22 protein-coding genes are annotated in these 23,082 nt (G+C 71.8%); 13 read left to right on the plus strand and 9 right to left on the minus strand.

The window, feature by feature from the left end; all coding sequences use genetic code 11:
* The first annotated feature begins 200 nt into the window (after window positions 1-200).
* The 3 genes from DEJ31_RS17290 (at window position 201) to DEJ31_RS13695 (ending at window position 2,371) form a co-directional block, all read left to right on the plus strand.
* Window positions 201-356 (plus strand): hypothetical protein, encoded by a 156-nt coding sequence (locus DEJ31_RS17290; RefSeq protein WP_181433535.1) that lies wholly within the window; start codon window positions 201-203, stop codon window positions 354-356.
* Between the two features lie 58 nt (window positions 357-414).
* The gene (locus DEJ31_RS13690) at window positions 415-972 is read left to right on the plus strand and encodes a dihydrofolate reductase family protein (RefSeq protein ID WP_111122142.1); all 558 of its coding nucleotides are present in this window, start codon (window positions 415-417) and stop codon (window positions 970-972) included.
* A 100-nt stretch (window positions 973-1,072) separates the two neighbouring features.
* On the plus strand, window positions 1,073-2,371 hold the full coding sequence (locus DEJ31_RS13695) for an NAD(P)/FAD-dependent oxidoreductase (protein ID WP_110904906.1): 1,299 nt from the start codon (window positions 1,073-1,075) through the stop codon (window positions 2,369-2,371).
* Window positions 2,372-2,476: 105 nt separating this feature from the next.
* Here DEJ31_RS13695 and DEJ31_RS13700 read toward each other — a convergent pair whose 3' ends face one another.
* The gene (locus DEJ31_RS13700; RefSeq protein ID WP_258366312.1) at window positions 2,477-3,415 is read right to left on the minus strand and encodes an SDR family oxidoreductase; all 939 of its coding nucleotides are present in this window, start codon (window positions 3,413-3,415) and stop codon (window positions 2,477-2,479) included.
* Between the two features lie 63 nt (window positions 3,416-3,478).
* On the opposite strand from DEJ31_RS13700, the gene DEJ31_RS13705 reads away from it, so the two are divergent.
* Together DEJ31_RS13705 and DEJ31_RS13710 are read left to right on the plus strand one after the other, a co-directional pair.
* Window positions 3,479-4,054 (plus strand): TetR/AcrR family transcriptional regulator, encoded by a 576-nt coding sequence (locus DEJ31_RS13705; RefSeq protein WP_111122143.1) that lies wholly within the window; start codon window positions 3,479-3,481, stop codon window positions 4,052-4,054.
* Between the two features lie 59 nt (window positions 4,055-4,113).
* Window positions 4,114-5,316, plus strand: a complete 1,203-nt coding sequence (locus DEJ31_RS13710) for an acyltransferase (RefSeq protein WP_111122144.1) — start codon at window positions 4,114-4,116, stop codon at window positions 5,314-5,316.
* On the opposite strand, the gene DEJ31_RS13715 is transcribed toward DEJ31_RS13710, so the two are convergent.
* From DEJ31_RS13715 to DEJ31_RS13735, 5 genes are all read right to left on the minus strand, one after another.
* Window positions 5,313-5,744: a DUF1801 domain-containing protein gene (locus tag DEJ31_RS13715; protein ID WP_111122145.1), complete on the minus strand. Its 432-nt coding sequence runs from the start codon at window positions 5,742-5,744 to the stop codon at window positions 5,313-5,315. The genes DEJ31_RS13710 and DEJ31_RS13715 overlap by 4 nt on opposite strands.
* Before the next feature lie 226 nt (window positions 5,745-5,970).
* Window positions 5,971-7,011, minus strand: coding sequence for a DUF2382 domain-containing protein (locus DEJ31_RS13720; protein WP_111043980.1), 1,041 nt, complete (start codon window positions 7,009-7,011; stop codon window positions 5,971-5,973).
* A 68-nt stretch (window positions 7,012-7,079) separates the two neighbouring features.
* Window positions 7,080-7,859 (minus strand): hypothetical protein, encoded by a 780-nt coding sequence (locus tag DEJ31_RS13725; protein ID WP_181433536.1) that lies wholly within the window; start codon window positions 7,857-7,859, stop codon window positions 7,080-7,082.
* Between the two features lie 118 nt (window positions 7,860-7,977).
* Window positions 7,978-9,216, minus strand: coding sequence for an MFS transporter (locus tag DEJ31_RS13730; protein WP_111043979.1), 1,239 nt, complete (start codon window positions 9,214-9,216; stop codon window positions 7,978-7,980).
* Window positions 9,213-9,740: a helix-turn-helix domain-containing protein gene (locus DEJ31_RS13735; protein ID WP_110904887.1), complete on the minus strand. Its 528-nt coding sequence runs from the start codon at window positions 9,738-9,740 to the stop codon at window positions 9,213-9,215. Before DEJ31_RS13735 ends, DEJ31_RS13730 begins: the two co-directional genes overlap by 4 nt.
* 104 nt (window positions 9,741-9,844) lie before the next feature.
* On the opposite strand from DEJ31_RS13735, the gene DEJ31_RS13740 reads away from it, so the two are divergent.
* Window positions 9,845-11,044 (plus strand): NAD(P)/FAD-dependent oxidoreductase, encoded by a 1,200-nt coding sequence (locus DEJ31_RS13740; RefSeq protein WP_111122146.1) that lies wholly within the window; start codon window positions 9,845-9,847, stop codon window positions 11,042-11,044.
* A 486-nt stretch (window positions 11,045-11,530) separates the two neighbouring features.
* On the opposite strand, the gene DEJ31_RS13750 is transcribed toward DEJ31_RS13740, so the two are convergent.
* Both DEJ31_RS13750 and DEJ31_RS13755 read right to left on the minus strand, forming a co-directional pair.
* Entirely contained in the window at window positions 11,531-12,697 is a 1,167-nt protein-coding gene (locus DEJ31_RS13750; RefSeq protein WP_110904884.1) for a N(5)-(carboxyethyl)ornithine synthase, read from the minus strand.
* Between the two features lie 31 nt (window positions 12,698-12,728).
* Complete coding sequence (locus DEJ31_RS13755) at window positions 12,729-13,598, minus strand: UbiA family prenyltransferase (RefSeq protein ID WP_111043975.1); 870 nt, start codon at window positions 13,596-13,598, stop codon at window positions 12,729-12,731.
* 119 nt (window positions 13,599-13,717) lie between these two features.
* Here DEJ31_RS13755 and DEJ31_RS13760 point away from each other — a divergent pair, with 119 nt between their 5' ends.
* Entirely contained in the window at window positions 13,718-15,061 is a 1,344-nt protein-coding gene (locus DEJ31_RS13760) for an MFS transporter (RefSeq protein ID WP_110904882.1), read from the plus strand.
* Here the strand turns inward: DEJ31_RS13760 and DEJ31_RS13765 are convergent.
* Window positions 14,979-16,010 (minus strand): DMT family transporter, encoded by a 1,032-nt coding sequence (locus DEJ31_RS13765; protein ID WP_111122148.1) that lies wholly within the window; start codon window positions 16,008-16,010, stop codon window positions 14,979-14,981. The genes DEJ31_RS13760 and DEJ31_RS13765 overlap by 83 nt on opposite strands.
* A gap of 70 nt (window positions 16,011-16,080) precedes the next feature.
* Here DEJ31_RS13765 and DEJ31_RS13770 point away from each other — a divergent pair, with 70 nt between their 5' ends.
* From DEJ31_RS13770 to DEJ31_RS13795, 6 genes are all read left to right on the plus strand, one after another.
* The gene (locus DEJ31_RS13770; protein WP_111122149.1) at window positions 16,081-16,929 is read left to right on the plus strand and encodes a LysR family transcriptional regulator; all 849 of its coding nucleotides are present in this window, start codon (window positions 16,081-16,083) and stop codon (window positions 16,927-16,929) included.
* 50 nt (window positions 16,930-16,979) lie between these two features.
* Entirely contained in the window at window positions 16,980-17,792 is an 813-nt protein-coding gene (locus DEJ31_RS13775) for a fructosamine kinase family protein (protein ID WP_111122150.1), read from the plus strand.
* 198 nt (window positions 17,793-17,990) lie between these two features.
* Window positions 17,991-19,685 carry a ribonuclease J gene (locus tag DEJ31_RS13780; RefSeq protein WP_110904878.1) on the plus strand — a complete coding sequence of 565 codons (1,695 nt, stop codon included), beginning with the start codon at window positions 17,991-17,993 and terminating at the stop codon, window positions 19,683-19,685.
* 191 nt (window positions 19,686-19,876) lie between these two features.
* Entirely contained in the window at window positions 19,877-21,181 is a 1,305-nt protein-coding gene (locus DEJ31_RS13785) for an ABC transporter substrate-binding protein (RefSeq protein ID WP_258366313.1), read from the plus strand.
* Between the two features lie 49 nt (window positions 21,182-21,230).
* The gene (locus DEJ31_RS13790) at window positions 21,231-22,187 is read left to right on the plus strand and encodes a carbohydrate ABC transporter permease (protein WP_110904877.1); all 957 of its coding nucleotides are present in this window, start codon (window positions 21,231-21,233) and stop codon (window positions 22,185-22,187) included.
* Window positions 22,184-23,080, plus strand: a complete 897-nt coding sequence (locus DEJ31_RS13795) for a carbohydrate ABC transporter permease (protein WP_111122151.1) — start codon at window positions 22,184-22,186, stop codon at window positions 23,078-23,080. Before DEJ31_RS13790 ends, DEJ31_RS13795 begins: the two co-directional genes overlap by 4 nt.
* Window positions 23,081-23,082: the final 2 nt, after the last annotated feature.

Consider the following 23,082-nt stretch of genomic DNA (forward strand, 5'->3'; position numbering starts at 1 on the left):
TATAAGAGACAGAGCGGGACGAGCGATGTCGGGGCCCGACCGCGGGCACCGCCACCGCCGCCCCGCAGTCGGGCCCCGACATCGCTCGTCCCGCTCTCGCCGGGAGGCACCCCGCTCCCCCGGCCTGGTCCGGCACCCCCGCTCCGGCACCGACCGGACGGACCACACCGCGACCGCCGTGGTTCTGGCCGATCGTGGCGGTGGCCGTCGGTCTCGCAGCACTGCTCGTCGGCGGCGGCGTCGGCTTCGCGGTCGGCCACGCGGTCGGCGGAGCGCACGGCGGCGCGTCGTTCTCCGGCCCCGGCTTCGGCCCCCGCGGCCAGACCGACAGTGGGACGGACGGCAGCGGCAACTGACCGCGGCGCGGGCGCAGGCCCTGGTGCTCCGACTCCGGCCAGCGCTACGCTCGCGCCCATGCGCAAGGTCACAGCGGGGCTCTTCACCTCGGTCGACGGTGTCGTGCAGGACCCGTACGAGTTCCAGTACGACAGCTTCGACGACGAACTCGGCGCGGGCATGACCGCGTGGATGGACGCCACCGACACCGTGCTGCTCGGCCGGAACAGCTACCTGGAGTGGTCGGAGTGGTGGCCCGCCCACCCGGAGGACCCCTTCGGCCAGTGGATCAACCCGATCGAGAAGCACGTGGCGTCCACCACCCTCGGCGACGACCTGGCGTGGGAGAACAGCACGCGCATCACCGGCGACGTCCCCACCTTCGTCCGCGAGCTGCAGCAGCGTGACGGAGCGGACATCGCCGTGTGCGGGAGCGTGACCCTGGTGCGCAGTCTGCTCTTCGCCGGAGTGCTCGACGAACTGCAGCTGATGATCCACCCGGCCGTCGCCGGCCGCGGTCGGAAGCTGTTCGAGCCGACCGACCCGCCCACGCGCCTCCGGCTGGTCGCGAACTCCGTGACGAGCAAGGGCAACGTCCTGAGCACCTACGGGCGGTACGCCGAGTCGGCGGACTGAAGCCGCGCCTCCCGGCCGTCAGCCACAGGGGTGGACGGCAGGTGCGCGCGATCGGCGTACCCTTCTGGGTGGCCCAGACCGCACGAAACCGGAGCTCACCATGCCGCAGGACACCCGCCCACACGTCGTCATCGTCGGCGGTGGATTCGCCGGGATCGCCGCCATGCGTGAGCTGAAGGACGCTCCGGTCCGGGTCACGCTCGTCGACCGCCACGTCTACAACATGTTCCAGCCGCTCATGTACCAGGTGGCGACCGGCGGCCTGAACGCGGGCGACGTGACGTACTTCCTGCGCAGCCTGCGTGCCCGGCAGTCGAACGCCGACTTCCGCCACGGTCTGCTCACCGGGATCCGGCACGACGAGCGGATCGCCGAGATGTCCGACGGCGAGCACCTGCACTACGACTACCTGATCCTGGCCAACGGCGTGAACACGAGCTACTTCGGGACGCCCGGCGCCTACGAGTACGCGTACTCGATGTACTCCCGCTCCCAGGCTCTCCGCATCCGCGACGAGCTCTTCACCCGCCTTGAGCAGGCCGCCGCGAAGCAGGGTCCGGACGAGATCCGCGTCGTCATCGTCGGCGGCGGTGCGACCGGTGTCGAGATGGCGGGGGCACTCGCGGAACTCCGCGACCAGGCACTCGTCGGCGCCTACCCGGAGATCGAGCGCGGCAACATCTCGATCACGCTCGTGCACCGCAGCGGCGAGCTCCTCAAGCCGTTCGCCCCGCGACTGCGCCGGTACGCGGCGAAGATCCTGCTGAAGCGCGGCGTCGTCCTGCGGCTGAACTCCGGCGTCGAGGAGGTCATGCCCGACGGAGTCCGCCTGGCCGGCGGCGAGGTCATCCCCGCCTCGCAGGTGATCTGGGCGACGGGTGTGTCGGCACACAAGGAGGTCGGCAACTGGGGGCTGCCGCAGACCCACGGCGGCCGCATCCAGGTGAACGACGACCTCAGCGTGAAGGGCGTGGACCGTGTCTTCTCGGCCGGCGACATCGCTGCGCAGGACGACGCGCTCGCGCAGCTCGCGCAGCCGGCGCTGCAGGGCGGCAAGCACGTCGCCGAGCAGATCAAGCGTCGCCTGGCCGGCAAGCCGACCGAACGGTTCAAGTACTTCGACAAGGGCACGATGGCGACGATCGGCACGAACGCCGCGGTCGCCCAGCTGCGGGGCGGCATCACGATGGTCGGCCCCGTGGCTTGGGCGGCGTGGGTGTTCGTCCACATCACCAGCCTGCTCGGCAACGGCAACCGGATGTCGACGCTGACCCACTTCTTCGTCCGCTACGTGTGGTTCATGCGGAAGCGCTCGATCCCGATCGTCGGCGACGTCCGTCCGGTGCGCCCGAACGGCGACCGCGAGCCGGAGCCCTGGCAGCTGCAGAAGGCGGAGTAGCCGCCACGAGGTGACAGACGTCACCACTGACAGACGGGAGGCTCCCCACCGGTCCGGTGGGGAGCCTCCCGTCTGTCGCGTGGTCCGGACGAGCCGCCTGACCCGTCAGGCCCCCGCTGCCGTGTACGCGCCCGCGGCGATGTCCTCGAGCAGCGTCGGCCCGGTCGGCTGCCAGCCGAGACGCTCCCGCGTGACGGCCGACGTCGCGGCCAGCTGCATGCCCAAGAAGGTGCCGACGAAGCCGAGACGGGCCGCTGCCTCGTCGGGAAGGATCGAGGTCACCGGCACGCCGAGGACGTCCCCGATGGCCTGCGCGATGTCGCGTGTCGGCACGGCATCCTCCGCGGTCACGTGCATCCGGGTGCCGGCGGGCGCGCTCTCCAGACCCAGCCGGACCAAGCGGGCCGCGTCGGTCCGGTGCACCGCCGCCCAGCCGTTCGAGCCGTCGCCGACCATGGCGGCGACACCGTGTCGGCGGGCCGCCTCGGCGAGCATCGCGATGAACCCGCGATCGCCGTCGCCGTGCACGGTCGGGGCGAAGCGGGCGATGACGGTGCGGACGCCCTGGTCGACGAAGTCGAGGGCGCGGTTCTCGCTGCCACCGCGCATCGACTTCGGACCGACGGCTGGGTTGGGGTCGGCCTCGGTCGCGGCCCGGTCACCGGCGAGTCGAGCGACGCCGGATGCGACGACGAGGGGCCGGTCGCTACCCACGAGGGCTCCGCCGAGGGTCTCGACAGCGGCTCGCTCCGCGGCGTCGGTCTCTTCGGGGTGCGCCCAGTCGTGCTTGTTGGCGAGGTGGACGACCCCGTCGGCGGCCTCGGCTCCGCGCCGGAGGGCCGCGAGGTCGTCGAGGTCGCCGCGCAGGACCTCGGCGCCCTTCGCCGCGACGGATGCGGCAGCAGCGTCGGACCGGACGAGCCCGGTGACGCGGTGACCGGCGGTGAGGAGCTCGTCGACGGTGGCGGAGCCGATCCATCCGGAGGCTCCAGTGACGAACACGTGCATGGTGATGCCCTTCTTGTTGATGTCAGTTGCTGACATCGGGAAACGGTACACCCGATGTCAGCGGCTGTCATCGCCGTTATTGCTCGGTAGACTCCCGGCATGGCGAGATGGCAACCCGGGACGCGGGAGCGACTGCAGGCGACCGCGCTGCAGTTGTTCCTCGACCATGGGTTCGAGACCACCACGGTCGCCGACATCGCCCGTGCCGCCGCGGTCACCGAGCGCACCTTCTTCCGGCACTTCGCCGACAAGCGCGAGGTCCTGTTCGCCGGACAGGACGACTTCCTGCAGATGTTCGTCGGCCCGATCCAGGAGGCCTCGGCCGACACTCCCCTGCTCGAACTCGTGGCGCGGGCGCTGGCGGGTGCCGGAGCGTTCTTCCCCGAGGACCGCCGCGAGTGGTCCCGCACACGCCAGCGGGTGATCGACGCCGAACCAGCGCTCGGCGAACGGGAGCTCGCGAAGCTGTCCGGCCTCGGCACCCGGCTCGCCGAGCTCCTCCGCGACCGCGGCGTCCCGGAGCCCGCCGCGACCCTCGTGGCCCAGTCCGGCGTGACCGTGTTCCACCTGGCGTTCGCGCAGTGGATCTCCCCGGACGAGACGCGGACGATGCCCGATCTGGCGACCGAACGGCTCGAGGCCCTGGCGAGCGCGTTGGGTCGACAGCACGCCTGAGCGCTGGGTGACCGGAGCGCACTGAGCCCGTTCTTGGACTCCCGGAGGACACTGGCGGGATGACCCGGACCGCAGCCCCGGCTCCGACCCAGACGACCGTCACCGAGGCGGGGACCCCGGCCGTCCCGACCCGGACGGCCCCACCCGCGCCGGTCGCCCACCGCGCCCTGGCCCTCGACGGCCTGCGCACGGTCGCGATCGTCATCGTGGTCCTCTACCACCTGCACGTGCCGCAGTTCGAGGGCGGGTGGATCGGCGTGACCGTCTTCTTCGTGCTCTCCGGCTACCTGATCACCACGCTGCTCCTCCGTGAACGTCGGAAGACCGGCACGGTGCGGCTCGGTGTGTTCTGGTGGAAGCGGCTGCTCCGGCTCTACCCGGCGCTCCTCGCACTCGTGGTCGCCGGGCTGCTGCTCTGGAACTGGGTCGGGGACTACAAGGGTGCTTCGTTCTCGGCGGGCGAGGCCGCGTTCATCGCCCTGACCTACACCGGCAACCTCTACCGGTCGTTCTGGGACACCACGCAGGGCGTCTTCGCGCACACGTGGAGCCTGTCGATGGAGGAGCAGTTCTACCTGGTCTGGCCGCCGGTGCTCGTGCTCCTGCTCGCCCTGGGACGACGCCGGCGCACGCTGCTCACCGGGCTGTCCGCCGTGGTCGTCGGCGCCTCGGCAGCGGCCTGGCTGAGCTACCGCACGCCCTCCGGTGGGTCCACCCCGGACGTGTACTTCTCGCCCGTGCTCGGCGTCGTCCCGCTCGCCACGGGGTGCCTGCTCGCGCTGCTGCTCGACGACGAGCGCTTCCGTTCGTTCGCCTCAGGTCTCGCCGGACACGTCGGTACCTGGGTCGGGGCGGCTGCGGTCCTCGGCGTGCAGTTCTGGATCGACGACGACTGGACCGAGCACGCCTGGACCTTCGGCCTGCTCATGCCGGTCACCGGGGTCTTCGCCGCGATGCTCATCGGCGGCCTGGTCTCGGTCCGTACCCCGGTGTCGGCGGCGCTCTCCTGGACCCCGGTCGCCTGGTTCGGCCGCCGGGTCTCGTACTCCGCGTACCTCTGGCACCCGCTCGTCATCGCGCTGCTCGGCACGTTCGCGATCGGCTGGTTCGGCGACCTCTGGCTCTTCGCCGCCGCGGTCGTGGTGTCGATCGGCGCGGCCTACGCGGTCGAGGTCCCGGTCGAGAAGCTCCGCGCCCGCACCCGGGAGGCCCACCGCCTGGTCACCGAGGACCGGGCCGCGCGGAGCGCCGCCACGAGCTAACGCCGGCGACCGGCCTGGCGTCGTGTGTGGTTGTGCTCGATCGCCCGACGGACGAGCGCCTGCAACGCCGCGACGTCGACGGCGTCACCGGCGGAGTACTTGATCGCGCGGCGCTGGTTGCCGCCGAGCTCGTCGTTGAAGAGACCGTCCGGGTCGTCGAGGGACGCGCCGTACATGAAGCCGAGCTTCACGGCCTGCTTGAAGACGTTGCCGACGACGAGGATGCCGTCGAGCTCCCACACCGGGGCACCGCGCCACTTCCACGTCTCCTCGATCGCGGGGTCGACGGCCAGCACCGCAGCACGGGCGTCGGCGAGGACCGCACCGCGCCAGTCCGGGTGCGCCGCGATCATCGCGTCGATGTGCTGCGCGGGCGTCGAGCCGCCCGCGGGCGGCTCATCGGTCTGGGGCTCATCCGTGTCGGCCATGCGCACACGGTAGTGCCCCGGACGGATCGGTGACCGCGTCGTGCGTCCCGGTGGAACCACGGACGGGAGGCTCCCCACCGGACACGGCCGTCCCGCCGGGGACGCGGCGGGACGAACCGCCCCGCCGGGGACGCGGCGGGACGGCACTGCCCGGAGGGGGCCCAGGTGCCGACCGGCACCGGGCCTCCCGTCCGGTCGTGGTCCGGACCACAGCGGTCCGGACGGTTCAGCGGCGGGTGTCGCCGTCCTGGTCGAGCTCGATCTCCTCGTGCGCGACGTCCTCGGACACCTGCTGCTGCTCGGTGACCGTCTCGGTGCCGAGGCGGACGCGCTCGACCGGGACGGTCTCCTTGTCGACGACGACGCGCTCCTCGCTGAGCGTCACCTCGTGCTCCTCCTCGGACAGGTCCGGGCCGTCGGTCGCAGCACCGACGTTGCCGTCGGTGATCGGCTCGGTCTCGACGCGCAGTTCCTCGTGCTGCACCGGCACGGTGACGTTCTGCTGCTCCGTCACGATGTGCTTGCGGAGACGGGCGCGGCCGGTCTGGACGCGCTGCGTGCCGACGTCGAGGCGCTGCTCCGAGCGGGTCATCGCGTCGTCCGTGTCCGGCCCCGACGTGTCGTGCCCCGCGGACGCGGTCGTGTCGTGTCCGGCGGACGCGGTCGTGTCGTTTCCGGCGGACGCGGTCGTGTCGGTCACGCCACGGTCGGTGTCCACGGTGTCGCGGCCGGTGACCGTGTCGCTGTCGGCGACGCCCGCCGCGTCCGCGGTGGTGTCGTACCCGGCCGCTCCGGCCACACGGTCATCGGTGGCGGGGAGGTCGCGACCGGCGGTGTCACCGGTGTGGTGCCCGCCAGCTGCGGCCGGGTCGGTCGGGGTCAGATCGGGGTCGACGCCGATCGTGCCGTCGTCCGCGCCGGTGCCGGTGCCGGTGCCGGTCGTGCCCGCGGCACCGCTGCCGAGGCCGTAGTGGTCGAAGATCCGGTCCTGCTCGCCGTCGCTCAGGTCGCCGTCGGCGTCGATGCGCGGGGCGTCCTTGATGCGGTCCTTGTCGTAGGCGACACGGAGTTCGTCGCCGGTCAGGTCGGCGCCCTCGAGGGGGACGAAGGACTCGGACGTGCCGAACAGCCCCGTCGAGACGCTGGCGAAGAGCGGGTGCCCGTCCTCGTTGTCGACGTAGACCTGCTTGACGGTGCCGACCTTCTGGCCGTCCGGGTCGATGACCTTGGCGCCGAAGACGCTGTTGATGGTGTTCGTGTCGATCATGGTCGTTCCTTCCGTTCGTGCTGTGGGGTTGCGGGCGTGTGAGTTCGTGGGGTGGTCGGAGCCGGACGTCAGCGACCGAGGCCGACGCGGTCCACCTTGCGGTGGTACCGCATGCCGGCCAGGCCACCGAGGACGGCGCCGACCAGGCTGATCACCGCGACCAGGACGACCGTGATGATGCCCGTGACGGTCAGGGCGCCCTCGTCGACGGGGATGCGCGGGAAGCTGTTGAGGTTCCCGAGCACGTTGAACTGGCTGCCGGCGACGGCGGTGACGATCGCCACGACGATCGCGATGACGACCGCCCAGATCCACACCGCGACACCCTGCTTGGCGCCGGAGAACCGTGCCATCCGGCCGGCGACGTATCCGCCTGCGACGTAGGCGACGAAGAGGATCACGGCGAGGGCGATGGCGCCGACGATGCCGACGACGTCGCCGTTCTTCGTGACGTCCTTCGCGGCACTGTCGACGTCACCGGCGTTCTGGCCGAGGCCGACGCCGGCGCCGACCGCGGTGAGGATCGCCGTGAGGATGACGGCGGTACCGGTGGCGGTGAGCCAGCCGAAGAACGCCGAGCCCCACTTGAAGCCGGCGAACTCGTCCTTCTCGCGCTCCAGGACGCTCTCTCGCTGGGTCGGTCCGCGGTCGGCGCGGGCGGCACCGCCGACGGCCGTCGCCGCTGCCCCGTCGCGGGTCCCGTGGTTCCGGGCCCCGTCCGGTCCGTCCTGGTCGTGTGCCGGGACGGCGTGCGAGGCCTCGCCATCGCGGTGCGCTCCCTCCGGGCCGGTGCCGTCGCTCGCTCCGGCGTGACGGACGGGCCGGGTGTCGTCGTCGGGTGTGCTCATGGCTGCCTCCTGGCGTGGTGCTCGTGCTGGTGTTCGATCCGCCCGGTACGGAACACCGGTGCGGGTGGGAGCGCGGGCAGACGATGACGGCCGTGCGGTTCGCGGACAGTCCCGCGGATCAGGCCGGAGGAGCCTCCTGGACCGTGACGCCGCGGACGCTCGGGGTGACGGCCGCGACCACGGTGGCGACGACGATGAGCACCGCGCAGCCGAGCAGGGTCGGTGTGGTTCCGACGGTGTGCGCGACTGGTCCGACGAGCGCCTCGCCGAACGGCACGGCGACGACCGACCCGACGGCGTCGTACGAGTAGACCCGGGCCAGGACGTCCCGCGGCACGTTCGTCTGCAGGGACTGGTCCCAGGCGATCGAGAAGACCTCGATGGCGGCCCCGGCGACGGCGAACGACACGATCAACGCCGGGACGGAGGGGCGGAGCGCCAGGGCGAGGACCGGTACCGCCGCGACGACCATCAGCGCCACACCGATGCCGAGCGCGTGTCGGGGGTGCCACCGGAGGGCGATCACCGCGCCGACCGCCAGTCCGACCGACAGCGCGGCGACGACGAGCCCCCAGGCCGCCCGGCCGAACGAGGCGTCCGCGACGACGGGTCCGAGCACCGCGGTCGCCCCGACGAAGGCGGCGTTGAGCACGGCGAACTGCAGGACGACGATCCAGACCCAGCGGCGGCCGACGAACTCACGCCATCCTTCGCGGAGGTCCGCGACGACCGAGGTGCGCTCGGGCCGGTCGGCCACGGCACGCTCGCGCGGCAGTCGCATGCGCGCGAAGAGGACCCCGGCGACGGCGAAGCCCGCTGCGTCGACGGCGAGCCCCCACCCCGGTCCGACCACCGCGACGAGTCCGGCACCGGCCGAAGCTCCGAGGATGCTCCCGCCGTTGAGCCCGAGCCGGAGCAGGGCGTTCGCCGGCCGGAGCTGCGCTTCGGGCACCGTGTCCGGCACGAGCGCGCCCGCGGCGGGCAGGCTGACGGCCGCGACCGCCCCGTTCAGGACGCTCAGCACCACGAGCGACGGGATGCTCGCCGACCCGGTGATGACGAGCACGGCCACTGCGGCCTGCGTGACGGCGGCCGCGGACGACGTTCCGACCAGGACCATTTCGCGGGGCAACCGGTCCGCGATCACCCCGCCGAAGAGCAGGACCGCGACGTTCGCGACCGACCGCGCCGCCACGACGAGGCCCAGGTCCGCGGCGGACCCGGTGAGGTCGAGCACCGCGAACGCCAGGGCGATCGGGGCGACCGCGTTGCCGAGGATGCTCGTCGTCCGCGCTGCCAGGAGCCACCGGAAGGGCGCGGAACGCAGCGGACCGAACTTGTCGACCGTGGTGCTCACGAGCGGCGGAGGGGGAACAGGGCGGCCGTGACCGACACCGGACGCGTGCCGGGTGTCCGCGGCGGACGGGCAGCGGCGTGCAGGATCGCGGACGCCTGGCCGATGTGCTGCACCACACGACGCCAGGTCTCCGGGTCGACCCACAGTTCGGCGTCGGTCGAGACGCCGGGACCGTCGACCTGGTCGCGGGCGCGTCGGCGGAGCTCCTCGGCCACGGCGTCGAGGTACACCAGCCGGTCCTCGGCCGCCTCGGGGTCGAGCGGATGCACCTCGTGGGCGTCGAACGGCACCGAGGAGGCCTCGTGTCGGTAGCGCTTCGCCTCACCACCCCGCAGCCGGACGACCTCGACGACCCGGACGAGCCCGGCCCGCTCCAGGACCCGGAGGTGGTAGCTCGCGGTCGCCTGGGACAGCCCGAGTTCCCGTCCGGCCTCGGCGGCGCTCATCGCGACGCCCGTCAGCAGGGACAGCAGTCGTAGGCGGATGGGGTGCGCGGTCGCGCGGAGTTCGTCGATCGTGGACACGGAGGCATCGTGGCAGTCGGGGGTCGGCACCGTCAAAGGGCCCTTTGGGGGTCGGGATCCGCACTCCTGCCGGCGGCGGTCACGGTCGTGCGTAGGCTCACCCCGTGACCACGGACACCACGGACGTCCTCGTCGTCGGCGGCGGACCGGTCGGCCTGTTCCTCGGCGCGCTCCTCGCAGCACGCGGCACCGCGGTCCAGGTCTGGGAACGCCGGACCACCGACCCCGTCGGCTCCCGCGCCATCGGGATCCACCCGCCGTCCCTCGACGCGTTCGCCGCGGTCGGCCTGGCCGGCCCCGTGCTCGAGGAGGCCGTCCTCGTCCGCACCGGTGTCGCCCGCAGTCGCGGTCGGGTCCTCGGCGCGCTGCCGTTCGCCCGCGTCTCGGACACGCACCCCTACGTGGCGACGCTCGACCAGCACCGCACCGAGACCCTGCTGCGCGAACGTCTCGACGCCAGCGCACCCGAGGCCCTCCGCACCGGCACCACGCTCGTCGACCTCGCCCGGCACGCCGACCACGTGGACGCGACCGGGACCGACCAGGATGGCCGCAGCGTCACCGTCCGGGCCTCGTTCGTCGTCGGTGCCGACGGCGCCCGGAGCGTCGTCCGCGACCTGCTCGGCATCGGCACGACCGGTCGGGACTACCCGGATCGGTACGTGATGGGTGACTTCGCCGACCCCGAGGACCCGGACGCCCGCGCCACGGCGCTCGTCGACGTCGGGCCGGCCGGGGTCGTCGAGTCCTTCCCCCTGCCCCACGGTCGCCGGCGCTACGTCGCCCTGCTGCACGCCGACGACCCGCTCGTCGACCCGGCCGCCCGGGCAGCCGCAGCGGACGCACCGGAGGCGGGACAGGCCTCCCGGCTGGCGGCGATCGTCCGCGAACGGACCGGCGTCGCACCGGACCCGACCACCTGCTCGATGCTCAGCGCGTTCCGTGTGCGGCGCCGTACCGCGGAGCGTGTCGGCGTCGGCCGAGTGGTCCTGGTCGGCGACGCGGCCCACGAGATCAGCCCGATCGGCGGGCAGGGCATGAACCTCGGCTGGCTGGACGCCGCGGAACTCGCACCGTTGCTCGCCGACGCGGTGCGGACCGGCGAGGCCGGCCCGTGGCCGTCATACGCGCGCCGCCGCCAGGCCGCCGCCCGTCGAGCGGGTCGGCAGGCCGAGGCGAACATGGCCCTCGGACGTGCCGTCACAGACGCGATCGGCATCGGCCGGGAGGCGCTGCTCCGGTCCGTCCTGGCCCTCCCGACCTCCGGTGCTCTCGCCCGGTTGTACGCGATGGCGTGGGCGTAGCCGGTCGGGTCGCCCGTGCCGTCGCTCAGCGGGCGGTGCGGTGCCGTCCGTACCGCTGGAACAGGGCCGCCCACCGAGGCAGGGTGCGCTGCTGGCCGGACACCACTGCCACCGCGGTGGGAGAGGGCGCGAATGCGAACCAGGGGCACACGGGGCACACGTGCAGCCACTCGTGGACGGCGAGACCGACGCCGTAGTACTGGTTCCGCGCGACGCGCAGCGGGCGGGAACACCGGGGACAGGACAGCTGCGCGCCGTCCCGTCCGAGCGCGGGGGTGGTCGTTCGTGTCACGTCGACAACTGGCATGGCCGGTCCTCTTCGATGTCCCGTCACGCACCGTTGCGTGACCGTGCGGTGAGCATACGACCGGACCCGCGGCGGTGCACGCCGGGGCGCGGTCCTGTCCGCAGAACGCGAGCGCCGGGCGCGCGCCGAGTCGGCCGCCCGGTCCGACCAGGGACGGACCGGGCTGGGCGCGACCGGGGTCAGGCGGTCACGGCGTGCGGGTACTCGGCCGCACGACCCTGGAACGCCAGGATCGCGTCGTTGCGGACCCGCCCGTCCTCGATCTCCACTGCACGACGGATGGTGTCGGACTCCGCCCAGGCCGACGGACCGGACATCACGGTCCGGAGGAACGGCATCAGCGCCTCGCTGATCTCCCACGTCGACGAGTTCCAGAGCAGCGACGGGCTGTGGTCCACGGCGTAGTAGTTCGTCGAGTCACCCACCGTGATCATCGGCTCGGCGAAGGAAGTGGAGCGAGCCCAGCTGAAGCCCATGCCCTCGTCGATCGACACGTCGACGATGAGACTCCCCGGCCGGAAGGCGTCGAGGTCCTCGGTGCGCAGGTACGTGAGCGGGGCGTTGGGGTCCTGGAGCGTGCAGTTCACGACGATGTCGTTCTCCGCCAGGTACGGCGCCAGCGGCACCGGGCCGTCGGGCGTTCGCACCGTGCTCGCGAAGGGCGTGTGGTCGTCGTGCTCGAACTGCAGGATGTCGACCGACGGGATCGGCGACCCGACCGCCGCGATGTCCCGGTTGGTCAGGACGCGGACGTCGTGGACGCCGTGCGCGTTCAGCGCGGTGACGGCTCCCCGCGCGGTGGCCCCGAACCCGATCACGACGGCGGTGAGACGTCGGCCGTAGTCCCCCGTGGAGCCGCAGAGCTGCAGGGCGTGGAGCACCGAGCAGTACCCGGCGAGCTCGTTGTTCTTGTGGAAGACGTGCAGGCCGAAGCCGCCGTCCTCCCGCCAGTGGTTCATCGCCTCCCAGGCGATCAGGGTCAGACGCTTGTCGATCGCGAGCTGCGTCAGGGCCTGGTCCTGCACACAGTGCGGCCAGCCCCAGAGCACCTGGCCGTCGCGGAGGTCGGCGAGGTCGGCGGCCAGGGGCTTCGGCAGGAGCACCACGTCGGACGTGGCGATGATCTCGTCACGGGTGGCCATCCCGGCGACGAGTGGCTCGAGGTCACGGTCGGGGACGCCGAACCGGTCCCCGTACCCCCGCTCCAGCACCATCCGTGCGCGCAGGTCCGGGTCGATGCGGCCGAGGTGGGCAGGGTGGATCGGCAGGCGACGTTCGTCGGCCTTCCGGGAGACAGCCAGCACCCCGAGCCGGAGCAGGTGGGGGGTCGGCGTGGTTTCGGTCATGGTGCACTGTACGGCGCGCCCGGCCTGCGACTCACGCGACGAGTGCGGCGCCCGCGATCCCGAGTTCGACCACGAGCACGAGTGACGACGCGATGACGAGCCGGAACAGGGCGCGGGTCGGCGGACCGGTGAGCACGAGCCGCACCCCGACCGCCGCGAGCACGACCACGACGACGGCACCGATGACCGCGAGCAACGCACCGGCTCCGCGGACCGGGTCGTCCCCGCCGAGCTGCCCGAGCAGCACCAGGACGGCAGCGACGACGAGCGAACCGAACGCCACGATCCCGGACGCGTGCAGCCCCAGGCGGTGCGGGAACCCGCGGACACCGGTGGCCGCGTCGTCGACCAGGTCGGGCAGGACGTTCGTGCAGTGGATCGCGACGCCGAACACCGCCCCGGTGGCGATCGCCCACGTCGCCGGCCACCCACCGTCGGGTCCGGCAGCGACCGCGACGACCGGCAGCAGCCCGAACGCGACGACGAACGGCGCGACCGAGGCCGCCGTCCGCTTCAGCCCCGCGTCGTAGGCCCACCCGGCCGCGACGAGGACCACGTGAGCGACGGCGGCGACCGGACCGAGGAACAGCGAGAGCACGACGGCGACACCGGCGGTCGCGAACGCGGCGGTCCGGACCGTGGTGACGGCGACGAGCCCGCGGGCGACGGGTTTGTCGCTCCGCCCGACGGCCCGGTCGCGGTCGGCGTCGATCCAGTCGTTGGCGAGCCCGATCGACAGCTGCCCGGCGACCACGGCGAGCGCCACCAGGACGACGACCCGGAACGGGTGCCCGACCGCGGTGGCGATGACCGCCGCCAGGACGGTGACGGTGACGGTGGGACCCGGGTGCGAGGACGCGAACAGCAGGCGGATGGTGGAGGGCCTGCGCGGAGAGGTCACCCGGCCAGCGTACGGAAGCGGTGGACGGCCGGTCCCGCTCCGTGGACATCCTGGATGGTGTCCGGCCCGACGCGGCCTAGGTTCCGAGCAGCGTCGACCCCGGCGCGGGAGGAACGACCATGACCACCACCACGAACACCCCGCCCGGCCGCACGGGCTTCCTGCGTCGGATGACGTTCGCCTGCGCCTGGGGTGAGGGCCTGGACGGCTTCGACCTGGGTGTCATCAGCGTCGCGCTCCCCGCGATCACCGTCGCGCTCGGGCTGGACCCCGTGCTCGCCGGGCTGATCGGGGCCAGCTCGCTGATCGGGATCTTCATCGGGGCGCCCCTCGCCGGGTGGCTGACCGACCGGTTCGGGCGGAGGCGGGTCTTCACGATCGACGTGCTCGCGTTCATCGTGCTCGGACTCGCGCAGGCGTTCGTCGCCGACGGGTGGCAACTGTTCGTCGTCCGGGTGCTGCTCGGGGTCGCGATCGGTGCCGAGTACGCGATCGGGGCCGCGATGCTCGCCGAGTTCGCGCCGGCGGCGGACCGCGGGCGACGTCTCTCCGGGCTGCTCGTCTGCTGGTACGGCGGGTACCTGATCGCCGTCGTCACCGCGTACGTGATGATCGACGCGTTCGACCTCAGCTGGCGGTGGGTGCTCGTCACGAGCGCCCTGCCCGCGGTGGTCACCGCGATCGCCCGGATCGGGTTCCCGGAGTCGCCGCGGTGGCTGCTGTCCCGCGGCCGGGTGGACGAGGCACGCGCGATCGTCACGGCGCACCTGGGCGGTGAGGCGTACTTCCGCGAGGAGCAGTACGCGGCCGAGGAGCAGCGCGCGGGCGGCTACCGGGTGCTGTTCTCGAAGGACAACCGGCAGCGGCTGGCGTTCATCTCGCTGTTCTGGGCGTGCAACGTCGCCCCGTACTTCGCGATCTTCACGTTCGCGCCGACGGTGCTCGACGCCCTGCGCCTGCAGAACGAGGCCGCGGGCACCATCACGGTCAACGCGATGGCTGCGGTCGGTGCGTTCGTCGGCATGCTCACGATCGAACGGCTCGGCCGTCGTCGCCAGCTCATCCCGCCGTTCTGGATCATGGCGGTCGCCCTGGCCGTGGTCGGGGTCTGGGGGTCGGCACCCGCCGTCGTGGTGGTGCTCTGCTTCGCGGTGTTCTCCTTCATGAACGCCGCCCAGGGCAACCTGACGGCGGTCTACCCGATCGAGGTGCTGCCGACCGAGGTCCGCTCCACCGGGGTCGGTTTCGCCGCCGCCTGCAGTCGGATCGGTGCTGCTGCCGGCACGTTCCTGCTGCCGGTCGGGATCTCGTCGATCGGCATCGGCGCGTGCATGCTCATCGCGGCGGCGGTGTGCGTCGCCGGCGGGATCCTGTCGCAGCTCATGGCACCGGAGACGACGGGTCGCGGTCTGCACGAGACGAGTACGCAGCCGCTGCGCCAGCAGGTGCCGACGGGTCGGTGACGGGCGGCTCGGTGACGGACGGCTCGGCGGCCGCGACCGGGGCTGCGACCGCCCCGGTGCGGCGGCGACGCCGTGCCCCGAGCAGACCGGAGGCCAGCGCGATCCCGGCGAGCACGACGAGCCCGCCGACCGGTTCGTTCCACCGCAGCGGCTCGCCGAGCACCAGGACGCCGAGCGCGACGCCGACGACCGGTGTCAGGTAGGTCACGGTGGAGGCGCGCCCCGCGCCCCATGCGCCGACCAACCGGGTGTTCCATGCGTAGGCCAGCCCGGTGCCGACGGCACCGAGCGCGACCATGGCGCCCACGACCCTCCAGTCCAGTTGCACCGGACCCGTGGCGACGACGGGCGCGACGACGAGCATCAGCCCGGCGGCCAGGGTGAGCTGCACCGTCGCGACGGTGGTCGGGTCGTACCCGCCGCCGACGCCGAAGCGGCGGAGCCACGCCAGGCCGACGCCGTAGGAGGCGGTCATGCCGAGCAGCGCGACCTGCCCGGGGACACTCGCCAGCACCTGCGGATCGCCGAGGACGTCCCACGGTCCGACCAGGACCAGCACCCCGACGATGCCCAGGAGGATCCCGCCGACCTGCCGGCGGGTGAGCCGCTCGGTGGGGACCAGGACGGCCAACGCCAGCAGCGTCATGATCGGCGTCGTCGCGTTGTAGATGCTCGCGAGTCCCGACGGCACGGTCTGCTCCGCCCACGCCATCAGCGACGACGGCACCGCGTTGAGGAACACCGCGACGACGAGCAGGTGCCCCCAGACGCGCTTCTCGCGCGGCCAACGACGGCGTGTGACCAGGAGCACCACGACGAGCGTCAACGCACCGAGCACGGTGCGGACGGTGGCCACCTGCTGCGGTGCCAGACCGTCGAGCCCGATCTTCGCGAAGAAGAAGCTCGAGCCCCAGGTCAGGGCGACGAGCACGTAGAGGAGGGCGTTCATGTGGCCTAGTCTCGGCACAGCACGCACATGCGGCAAACGCATGGACCTCATGTCGACATGAAGGACACGCATGACCGTCTCGCTCCCGCAACTCCGCGCCTTCGTCGCCACCGTGGACGCCGGCTCGTTCACCACGGCGGCCGTGGTGCTCGGGGTCGGCCAGTCCGCCGTCTCCCACGCCGTGGCCGGGTTGGAACGCGAGGTCGGCGGTCCCGTGGTCCGCCGCGGCACGGCCGCCGTCCCGACCCCGCTGGGCGACCGTCTGCTGGCCCACGCCCGCGGCGTGCTCGCCTCCGTCGACGCCCTGGAGGCCGTGGTCCGGCCCGCCACGGCCCGCGGCACCGTGCGCCTGGCCGCCGTGCCGACCGTGTGCCAGGGACTGCTCCCACGGCTCCGGGAACTCTGGTCGGTGACGCTGCCGGACGTCGACGTGCAGGTCTACGAGGGCGACGACGACGAAATGCCGGAGTGGCTCGAGGCCGGCACCGTCGACGCTGCCGTGCTCGTCGACCCGGTCACCGTCCCCGATGGCGGGGTCGTCGTGGCGACGGACGAGATGGCCGCCGTGGTCCGGCGCGACCACCCGCTCGCCGGAGCCGAGGCGCTGACGCTCGACGACCTCCACGACGACGGCCTGGTCGCCGGCGGCGGGGGTTGCGAGCACCAGATCCAGCGGATGCACGAGATCGCCGGGCAGCCTTTCCGGTACGCCCACCGCGTCCGGGAGATGAGCACCATGTTCGGGATGATCGAGCGCGGCGAAGGGGTGTCGATCGTGCCGACGCTCGGCCGCGTGATGCTGCCCGCCGGGCTCGTGATGCTGCCGGTGGCACCACGGTACGAGCGGACCCTGGTGCTGTCCGGACCGTCGTCCCGACCGTGGCACCCCTTGGCGCGGGCGCTCGTCGACGCGGTGTGAGCGGCATCCACGTCGACCCCGTCACCAGGCGCGCTCGGCAGGATGGGGCGATGTCGGAGACCTACGTCAAGACCTTCACCAGCCCGGACGAGGCCGCTGCCGAGGCGGCCGGACTGGAGTGGCTCGCCGAGGCCGAGGACGCCGGCGGCACCCGCGTCGCCCGGGTCATGGCTCGTCCGCGCCCGACGGTGCTCGAACTCGAGTTCGTCTCCGACACGGCACCGTCGACCGCCCAGGCGGAGCGCTTCGGCCGCTCACTCGCCCACACCCACGCTGCCGGCGCGTCACACTGGGGAGCACCGTCGCCCGGGTTCCCGGCGAACGGGCCGCTGCGGATGGGCCGCTCGCGGACACCGTTCGTCCCCGCGACCGAGGCACCGGAGCGCTGGGGCGAGTTCTTCGCCGAGTACCGGATCCGCGACTACGTGCAGCGCATCGTCGACGCGGGCGGCTACGACCGGTCCGAGGCCGCGGTGTTCGAGCGCGTGTGCGACCGCCTGGAGGACGGCACGCTCGGCTCGCCGCAGCCCGCGCTGGTCGGGGACGGACCCGCCCGGCTGCACGGTGACCTGTGGGCCGGGAACGTGCTGTGGCCGCGGGATGCGTCCGAGCCGACGGGCGCGGTGCTCATCGACGCGAACCCGCACGGCGGGCACGCCGAGACGGACCTGGCGTTGCTCGCACTGTTCGGGTTGCCCCGACTGCAGACCGTCCTGGCCGCGTACGACGCCGAGTCGCGCCTGGCCCCCGGGTGGCAGGAGCGCGTCGAGCTGCACCAGCTCGCACCCCTGCTGTTGCACGTCCTGCTGTTCGGCGGCTCCTACACGGACGCGGCGCTCCGGGCAGCTCGCCGCTACGCCTGACACCGCGGTCGTCGGGCTCGCCGTCGTCGGCTCGCCGTCGATCTCGCCTACGCTGGTCGGCGGTACCTCGCTGCAGGAGTCCTCGCGGCGACCGAACGGCCCCCTCGCGCTCACCAGCGACGCGAACGGCGGAGCCGCCCATGACCCGCGTGTTCCGCTGCGCGACCGAGCCACACCGATGAAAGGCACATCGCCGCCATGCCCGCTCCCCAGCACGCCCTCGACCTCAAGCAACCCGCACCGCTCAAGCGCGGCGCCCTGCGCGTCACTCCGCTCGGCGGACTCGGTGACGTCGGTCGGAACATGACGCTCTTCGAACACCGCGGCAAGTTGCTCGTCGTGGACTGCGGTGTGCTGTTCCCGGAAGAGACGCAGCCGGGCATCGACGTGATCCTCCCGGACTTCACCGCCGTGCGGGACCGCCTCGACCAGGTGGACGGCATCGTCCTCACGCACGGGCACGAGGACCACATCGGTGGGGTGCCGTACCTGCTGAAGGAACGCCCGGACATCCCGGTGATCGGCTCCAAGCTCACCCTCGCGTTCATCACCGCGAAGCTGCAGGAGCACGGCATCACCCCGGTGACGCACGAGGTCGCGGCGGGCGACCGGCACGCCGCCGGACCGTTCGACCTGGAGTTCGTCGCCGTCAACCACTCCATCCCGGACGGCCTGGCGGTCGCCATCCGCACCAGTGCCGGCACGGTGCTGCACACGGGTGACTTCAAGATGGACCAGTTCCCGCTGGACCACCGTCTGACCGACCTCAACGCCTTCGCCCGCCTCGGGGACGAAGGGGTCGACCTGTTCATGACGGACTCGACCAACGCCGAGGTCCCCGGCTTCACGACGGCCGAGCAGGAGATCGGTCCGGCGATCGACCGCGTGTTCCGCGAAGCACCGAAGCGCATCGTCGTGTCGAGCTTCGCCAGCCACGTGCACCGGATCCAGCAGGTCCTCGACGCCGCGAAGCGCCACGGCCGCAAGGTCGCCTTCGTCGGCCGGTCCATGGTCCGGAACATGGGCATCGCCGCCGACCTCGGCTACCTGCACATCCCGGACGGCCTGGTGGTCGACCTCAAGCAGCTCGGGAAGCTCCCCGACCACAAGAGCGTCCTGATCTGCACCGGTTCCCAGGGCGAGCCGATGGCCGCGCTGTCGCGGATGGCACGTCGCGAGCACATCATCAAGGTCGGCGAGGGCGACACGATCCTGCTGGCGAGCTCCCTGATCCCGGGCAACGAGAACGCGATCTACGGCGTCATCAACGGCCTCATCCGCTGGGGTGCCACGGTCGTGCACAAGGGCAACGCGAAGGTGCACGTGTCCGGTCACGCCAGCGCCGGCGAGCTGGTGTACTGCTACAACCTCGTCAAGCCGAAGAACGTCCTGCCCGTGCACGGCGAGTGGCGTCACCTCGTGGCGAACGCCGAGCTGGCGGTGCGGACCGGTGTCCCGGAGGACCGTGTCCTCGTCGTCGAGGACGGCGTCGTGGTCGACCTCGATCGTGGCAAGGCCCGCATCGCGGGGCGCATCCCGGCCCCGTACGTCTTCGTCGACGGATCGACCATCGGCGTGGCGACCGAGGCGGCGCTGAAGGACCGCCTGTCGCTCGCGGAAGAGGGCCACATCACGGTGCTCGGCATCTTCGACGAGGGCACGCAGCGGCTCGTCGACCCGGTCGAGTTCCTGCCGAAGGGCTTCGTCGAGGAAGCCGGCTGGATGACCCACGCCGAGCAGGTCGCGTCGAAGGCGATCGCCGAAGCCACCAGGCGGGGACACATCGACGGCGCCGCGGCGGAACACGCCATCGCCGAGGGGCTCGAGCGGTGGTTCCTCCGTCGACACCGCCGCACTCCGGTCATCACGGCGGTCGTCGTCGACGCCGACTGAGGTCGCTGGCCGGACGGCCCACGGCTGACAACACCGGACCCCGTCGAGCGGTTGCGCCGCCGGGGTCCGGTGCCGACCCGACTCCGCTCACCGGGGCTCTCACCGGTGGCGGGTCGGGTCGTTGACTTTCGGTTTACAGCGCTGTAAACATGGGCTGGCGCAATGGAGCGCGAGAGGGAGTGACCATGGTCATGAGCAGCACAACGGCACGGACGGCGCTGAGCCGCCGCGGGTTCCTGGCGGGCGCGGTCGGCGGACTCGGCCTCGGGACACTGGCGCTCGCCGGGTGTTCGGCCCCTTCCGCCGCCGGCACCGCTGCGGGTGGGACGACCCTGCGCTTCTACGAGCAGAAGCAGGAGGTCATCGCCTACTTCGACGACCTGCTCCGCCGCTTCGAGCGGGAGAACTCCGGCGTGCGCGTCGTGCACGACAGCACCGGCGCCATCGCCCCACAGTTCGTCCGCGGGGAGCCGGCAGACGTCGGATGCTTCAACGACAACCTCGAACTCGCGCGCTACATCGAGCGTGGCGTGCTCCGTGACCTGAGCGACCTGCCGTCGGCGGGCCGGGTCCGGGAGAGCATCGACGGCCTGACGAACCAGTACGCGAAGTACGAGGACCGCACGAGCGTGCTGCCGTTCTCGCTCGCGGCGGCCGGGGTCATCTACAACAAGCGGATCTTCGCCGAGCAGGGCCTGCCCGTGCCGACCACCTGGGACGAGTTCGTGGACGTCTGCACGGCGCTGCAGAAGGCCGACATCACCCCGGTGTACGCGACCGACCGGGACACCTGGACCCTCTGGCAGGGCCTGTTCGACTACTCGGTCGGGAGCCTCGTCGACACCGGCTCGTTCTTCCGGAAGATGAAGGCTCTCGGGACCGACGTCGGGCCGGATGCCGAGGTGTCGTTCGAGAAGGACTTCGCCCTGCCCATGGAGCGCGCGAAGACGATCTCGTCGTTCTTCAACCCCGACCACGCCACCCGCTCCTACGCGGACGGCAACCTCGCCTTCGGGCAGGGCAAGGCCGCGATGTACCTGCAGGGACCGTGGGCCCTCGGTCAGATCGCCCTGGTGGACGAGGAACTGCCGGTCGGCACGTTCGCCCTGCCCGTCTCGAACGACCCGGGCGACCGCAAGGCCCGGGTCAACATCGACCTCGGATTGTGGATCCCCACCACGACCCCGCACCTCGACCAGGCGCAGGAGCTCGTCGAGTTCCTTATGCAGCCGGACGTCATCAACGCCTACAACCGCGACAACCTGGCGTTCTCGACCACCGAGAACGCTCCCCCGCAGACCGACGAGCGACTCGAGGGGCTCCAGCAGTACGTCGACGACGGCGCCTTCTACCAGGGTGCCGGCACCTTCATCCCCACCTCCATCCCGCTCGGCAACTACCTGCAGACGGCCATCCGCGGCGGGGACTTCGACTCGATGCTGCGGCGGCTCGACACCGACTGGCGACGCCTCGCCGGACGCTCGGCGACGGTCTGACCGGCGCGACCAGCACCCGTCGGACCGAACCCGGAACCCAGGAGCGATCATGACCATGCAGACCCCACTGACCCCCGAGACGCAGGACCCGCGTCCCGGTCCCGCCACGGCAGCGACCCGGGTGCACCGACGCGTCGGCTCGCTGCACCGCACCGAGGGCATGTACTACCTGTTCCTCGTCCCCGCGCTCGTGCTGTTCACGGCGTTCGTCGTCGCCCCGGCGTGCGTGGGCATCTTCTACAGCTTCACCGACTACCTCGGGTTCGGGCAGTGGCACTTCCTGGGTCTGGCGAACTACCGCGCACTCGTGTCCGACCCGGCGATCCTCGGGTCCTACGGGTTCACGCTCGGCTTCGCGGTCGTGACGGTCATCGTCACCCAGGTGATCGCACTGACGCTCGCCGTCGCCCTGTCGAAGCGCGTCCGCTTCGCCGCCGGCCTGCGGTCGGTGTTCGTCATCCCGATGGTGGTGTCCGGGATCGTCGTCGCCTACGTCTTCAACTACATGTTCTCGAACACGCTGCCGGCGTTCGCCACCTCCGTCGGCTTCGGCCCGCTCGAGCAGAGCATCCTCGGTGACCCGAACCTGGCGTGGCTCGCCATCGTCGTGGTCTCCGCCTGGCAGACGATCCCCGGCGCCCTGCTCATCTACACGGCGGGACTGACCTCGATCCCGTCGGACGTCTACGAGGCCAGCTCGCTCGACGGCGCCGGCACGTGGAAGCAGCTGCGGTCGATCACCCTGCCGCTCATCAGCGGGTTCATCGTGATCAACACGGTGCTCGGCGTGAAGGGCTACCTCGGCGCCTACGACGTCATCGTCGGCCTGACCAACGGCGGACCCGGTTCCGCGACGAGCAGTGTCGCGATGACGATCTTCACCGGCTTCACCAGCGGCGACTACGCCTACCAGATGGCCAACGCGACCGTCTTCTTCATCATCACCGTCCTCATCTCGGTCCTGCAGCTCGCAGTGACGCGCGGAAGGAACCTCCGACTCGCATGAGCGCCATCGACACCCGGTCCCCCGCGACCGCAGCCGCCCGCACCACCCCCGGTCAACCGCGTCGCCGCCGGCTCGACCGGGTGAACTGGCCGCTGACGGTCATCCTGGCGATCGCCTCGCTGAGCGTCCTCATCCCGCTGTACGTCACCGTCGCGATGGCGTTCAAGACGAGCGCGCAGGCCGTGGACGGGAACGCCCTGTCCCTGCCGCTGCCGTTCAACCCGGCGAGCTTCGCCGAGGCGTGGCAGCTCACGCGCTTCCCGATCTCGTTCTCGGTGTCGCTCGGCGTCGCCGCGCTCACCGTCGTCGCGACCCTGCTGCTCAGCTCGTTCGCGTCGTACGCGGTCGTGCGGAACTGGCACCGCCGGTTCTTCCGCTGGTCGTTCGTCTACCTGCTCGCCGCGATGTTCCTGCCGTTCCCGGTGGTCGCCCTGCCGCAGATCAAGCTCACCGCGATGATCTCGCTGGACAACCCCGTCGGCGTCGCGATCCTGCACGCCATGTTCCAACTGTCGTTCAGTGTGCTGCTGTACTCGGCGTTCCTCCGGTCCATCCCCGTCGAGCTGGAGGAGAGCGCCCGCATCGACGGCGCCTCCACGTGGCAGATCTTCTGGCGCGTCATCCTGCCGCTGCTCGGGCCGATGAACGCCACCGTCGGCATCTTCGCGTTCCTCGCCAGCTGGAACGACTTCATGATGCCGTCGCTCATCACCGCCGACCCCGGACTGCAGACGTTGCCCGTCGTGCAGAACATCTTCCAGAGCCAGTTCGGCACGAACTACAACGTCGCCTTCGCCTCGTACCTGATGGCGATGGCACCGACGATCGTCGTCTACCTGTTCGCGCAGCGCTGGGTGATCAGCGGCGTGACGCAGGGCGCCGTCAAGAGCTGAGC

It is taken from the genome of Curtobacterium sp. MCPF17_031, assembly GCF_003234035.1.
Taxonomy (GTDB): domain Bacteria; phylum Actinomycetota; class Actinomycetes; order Actinomycetales; family Microbacteriaceae; genus Curtobacterium.

Bases quoted from the DNA above. Each gene is read 5' to 3' on its own strand.
- DEJ31_RS13690 (WP_111122142.1), top strand. From the start codon at position 415: ATGCGCAAGGTCACAGCGGGGCTCTTCACCTCGGTCGACGGTGTCGTG.
- DEJ31_RS13695 (WP_110904906.1), top strand. From the start codon at position 1,073: ATGCCGCAGGACACCCGCCCACACGTCGTCATCGTCGGCGGTGGATTC.
- DEJ31_RS13700 (WP_258366312.1), bottom strand. From the start codon at position 3,415: ATGTCAGCAACTGACATCAACAAGAAGGGCATCACCATGCACGTGTTC.
- DEJ31_RS13705 (WP_111122143.1), top strand. From the start codon at position 3,479: ATGGCGAGATGGCAACCCGGGACGCGGGAGCGACTGCAGGCGACCGCG.
- DEJ31_RS13710 (WP_111122144.1), top strand. From the start codon at position 4,114: ATGACCCGGACCGCAGCCCCGGCTCCGACCCAGACGACCGTCACCGAG.
- DEJ31_RS13715 (WP_111122145.1), bottom strand. From the start codon at position 5,744: ATGGCCGACACGGATGAGCCCCAGACCGATGAGCCGCCCGCGGGCGGC.
- DEJ31_RS13720 (WP_111043980.1), bottom strand. From the start codon at position 7,011: ATGATCGACACGAACACCATCAACAGCGTCTTCGGCGCCAAGGTCATC.
- DEJ31_RS13725 (WP_181433536.1), bottom strand. From the start codon at position 7,859: ATGAGCACACCCGACGACGACACCCGGCCCGTCCGTCACGCCGGAGCG.
- DEJ31_RS13750 (WP_110904884.1), bottom strand. From the start codon at position 12,697: ATGACCGAAACCACGCCGACCCCCCACCTGCTCCGGCTCGGGGTGCTG.
- DEJ31_RS13760 (WP_110904882.1), top strand. From the start codon at position 13,718: ATGACCACCACCACGAACACCCCGCCCGGCCGCACGGGCTTCCTGCGT.
- DEJ31_RS13765 (WP_111122148.1), bottom strand. From the start codon at position 16,010: ATGAACGCCCTCCTCTACGTGCTCGTCGCCCTGACCTGGGGCTCGAGC.
- DEJ31_RS13770 (WP_111122149.1), top strand. From the start codon at position 16,081: ATGACCGTCTCGCTCCCGCAACTCCGCGCCTTCGTCGCCACCGTGGAC.
- DEJ31_RS13775 (WP_111122150.1), top strand. From the start codon at position 16,980: ATGTCGGAGACCTACGTCAAGACCTTCACCAGCCCGGACGAGGCCGCT.
- DEJ31_RS13780 (WP_110904878.1), top strand. From the start codon at position 17,991: ATGCCCGCTCCCCAGCACGCCCTCGACCTCAAGCAACCCGCACCGCTC.
- DEJ31_RS13785 (WP_258366313.1), top strand. From the start codon at position 19,877: ATGAGCAGCACAACGGCACGGACGGCGCTGAGCCGCCGCGGGTTCCTG.
- DEJ31_RS13790 (WP_110904877.1), top strand. From the start codon at position 21,231: ATGACCATGCAGACCCCACTGACCCCCGAGACGCAGGACCCGCGTCCC.
- DEJ31_RS13795 (WP_111122151.1), top strand. From the start codon at position 22,184: ATGAGCGCCATCGACACCCGGTCCCCCGCGACCGCAGCCGCCCGCACC.